Annotated in this window: 2 protein-coding genes and 1 pseudogene; 2 read left to right on the top strand and 1 reads right to left on the bottom strand. The window is 42.9% G+C overall.

The genetic code is table 11. The features are described 5' to 3' along the window. The first annotated feature begins 667 nt into the window (after positions 1-667). Positions 668-1,318, top strand: coding sequence for a PEP-CTERM sorting domain-containing protein (locus tag IM509_RS15635; protein WP_185237992.1), 651 nt, complete (start codon positions 668-670; stop codon positions 1,316-1,318). Between the two features lie 1,328 nt (positions 1,319-2,646). Next, positions 2,647-2,994: a hypothetical protein gene (locus IM509_RS15630; protein ID WP_287717138.1), complete on the top strand. Its 348-nt coding sequence runs from the start codon at positions 2,647-2,649 to the stop codon at positions 2,992-2,994. On the opposite strand, the pseudogene IM509_RS15625 reads toward IM509_RS15630, so the two are convergent. After that, positions 2,950-3,082 (bottom strand): annotated as a pseudogene (locus IM509_RS15625) (IS630 family transposase); the annotation flags it as partial. The gene IM509_RS15630 and the pseudogene IM509_RS15625 sit on opposite strands and share 45 nt — an antisense overlap.

The raw sequence follows: 3,082 nt of genomic DNA, 5'->3' as shown, positions 1-3,082 counted from the left end.
TTTTTTTGAACTAAGTAGGGAGGCACAATTATTTGTAGGATGGGTTAGCGGTAGCGTAACCCATGCGGGCGTTGGGTTTCATGCTTCAACCCAACCTACGTTCTTGATTAAGTTTTGTAACAATTTGAGAGATTTTTTTTTAAGTAGAGCCTGTTTATTTGTCCAACTTTGACCAGAAAATCTTGGGTATATTTGTCAACTTTTGGGTAGTTATGTTCAAGAAAAACCCCTATAAATTTGACAAAAAATAGCTAAATATTGCCGAAAAAAAGTTTTCTAAAACACAGGGTAAGCGAAGCGCATCTTAACAATCGTTAACAAAATGAACTTGATTTATGTGAGTTGCTTACCCAGAGGGTGATTCAGGAATATTTGAGGAGAATTTGCCATCTCAATTGTTAAGCAAAAATCGACCAAATGTTAAGAATTCCTAACTGTTTTGATTGACTGGTATCACTTGAAATGCCCACACAGCAAGCGGATGACCAAATTGGTCAATGGTCAATAGCGTTGGAGATGCGCTAACCCTGTTCTAAAACACCTGTTTTTTTTGAAAAGTTTCGCTATAATTATGTCAGGTCACACAAAAAGTTATCAGCGAGCTTAACGCTTGCTTAACTTCTTTTGATGGCTATAGTACACACAATTAACGCTGGATAATTCAGTTATGATGACAACCAACAAATTAACCAAAACTTTTGCTTCTGGCTCCCTAGCCATTGGGGTTCTCGCTGGCGCGGTGCTTACCGCTACCAGTGCCAGTGCCGCCAGCATGTTAACTTGGGGGGAATGGACGAGCGGAACTGCTCTTGAGGTCGGGGACAAAATAGTTAAGTTCGTCGGTGGTGACATTGGGGCCAACCCTCTGGATGATGTTGAGCTGGTCAACATGGGTGATCATTATTATTTCCTATACGATGCCACGACTCTAGGTTCCCCTGATGCCAATATGGGTCCCGGGGGGTCTTTCACATATACAATCGAGGTGACTGACCCCAACAAGTATATTACCGGGGTTGACCTGGATTCAGACGTATCATCCAACTACGGGACTGTAACCAAGACATTTGCTGAGATACCTGGGCTCACCTTAACTTCAACTAACGGCTCAGCGGATCCTGCTGTCGGTTTCGTACCTATCGCCCCCATCAAAAAGTTGACCGTCACAGATACCCTAGTTAATACTAATCCTGGCACTGAAGGTCTATTCCAATTGCAAAATTCTTTCCGCCAAAGCGTTCCCGAACCGGGTACTATCCTCGGACTTCTGGCAGTGGGTGGTTTAGGATTGGTTTCCCGCTTCAAGAAACAAAAATAACAGTTACCAATGTCTTGTACACATTGATAACTGTGACGTTGAACAAGAATAGCTAAAGGTTAGATGCCCTGTTTGGTTTTCTAGCTTTTAGCTTTTTCTTTAAGCGTTGATTGTAGCACAGCCCGGCACATAATTTTTGTTTTTAATCAACGGGTCGTTTGATCCCCCCTGTCCCCCTTAATAAGGGGGGTGCCGATAGGCGGGGGGAGCCCCCCTAAATCCCCCTTTTCAAGGGGGACTTGAATCGTTCTGAAAAATTGGCTCTTCGGTTTGTCTTATGCAACATACAGGATTATAAGAGATGAAACCCTTATAGAGAGAGACATTGCTGAGATTTTTGTCAATTGTTTTCGCTCTAGAGCGAACTAATCAATTAAATCTCTTGCCAGATAAGGATTTAGTCGATTTATGACACCCTACCGAACCATACCAAGTAACGAAGAACCGTTTTTAATAACCAGATTTATAGCGGTTCTCACACCTGTGTGGCACAGTTAAACCTTTGCTAATTAGGGTTTGCGGCAAAAAGTAGGGGCGAAGCATTCGGATAGAAAATCTCCGGTTTCAGCGATAGGTTATGCCCAAATGCTTCGCCCCTACAGGACGCGGGCCGATGAAGATGTAAGGTTTTGAAACATGATTCTCTCAAAATCTTGCACCTGTGGGAGCGAAAAAAGACCCTAAGTAGGGTTTGCGGCAAAAAGTAGGGGCGAAGCATTCGGATAGAAAATCTCCGGTTTCAGCGATAGGTTATGCCCAAATGCTTCGCCCCTAGAGGACGCGGGCCGATGAAAACGCAAGGTTTTGAACGACGATTCTCTCAAAATCTTGCACCTGTTTCGCAAGAAAAGCCACAAAACCCTTACCTTGCCTACATTTCACATTTATTCAGCAAGCCCTACTTAAGTGGGTGGGTGGAATTAAATATAAGATGAACGTAGGTTGGGTTGAAGCATGAAACCCAACGCCTGCATGGGTTACGCTACCGCTAACCCATCCTACAAATAATTGTGCCTCCCTACTTAACCCCGTCCATTGCCTTGCACAAACTGAAGAACCTAAATGTTAAGTTTTATTACAGAATGCCAGATTTTTCCTAAAACACCTGGTTTTTTTTGGAGGTTCCGTTGTACCTAGATCAAGTTAAGAAAAGTTATATAGCAGTTTTCCCAGAAGTGATACCCGATTGAGACGCTGAAAAGCCTATCTATAAGGAGACCTACTGGACATTATTGCACTAAAAACCGCTATATCGAGAAAACTTAACGTTTTTAGAACTTTTCTTGACTTTGATTTTATCCAACAGTGTAAAGCTGGAGAATTCAGTTATGATGACAACCAACAAATTAACCAAAACCTTTGCTTCCGGCTCTCTAGCCATCGGGGTTCTCGCCGGCTCGGTGTTTGCCGCTACCAGTGCGAGTGCCGCGACCTTAACTTGGACGGAATGGACGAGCGGAAATGCTCTTGTTCAGGGGGACAAAAAAATTACGTACGTATCGGGTGACATTGGGGCCGAGGGTGTGGATAACGTTTATCTGACCCAGGTTGGTACTGACTATTATTTCGCATACGATGCTATGGCAGGTCTCGTTGCGACTAATAGCAATTCCGGGTCTTTCACATATACTTTAGACGTTCATAATCTGAGATTTATTAAACTTCTGAAATCGTAGAGTCAGCAAGGAATCCAGTTCTTTTTTATGTTTCAAATGGGCATCATTCAAACATTCATAAATGGCTGAAGAAAAGTCAGAAAAGTTT

This window comes from Microcystis sp. M31BS1 (genome assembly GCF_020245285.1).
GTDB classification, from domain to species: domain Bacteria; phylum Cyanobacteriota; class Cyanobacteriia; order Cyanobacteriales; family Microcystaceae; genus Microcystis; species Microcystis panniformis.
Note: the sequence above shows the minus strand (reverse complement) of the source record. Positions and strands in the feature narration are given on the sequence as shown.

Coding starts and splice junctions, on each gene's coding strand:
- IM509_RS15630 (WP_287717138.1), top strand. CDS start 2,647: ATGATGACAACCAACAAATTAACCAAAACCTTTGCTTCCGGCTCTCTA.
- IM509_RS15635 (WP_185237992.1), top strand. CDS start 668: ATGATGACAACCAACAAATTAACCAAAACTTTTGCTTCTGGCTCCCTA.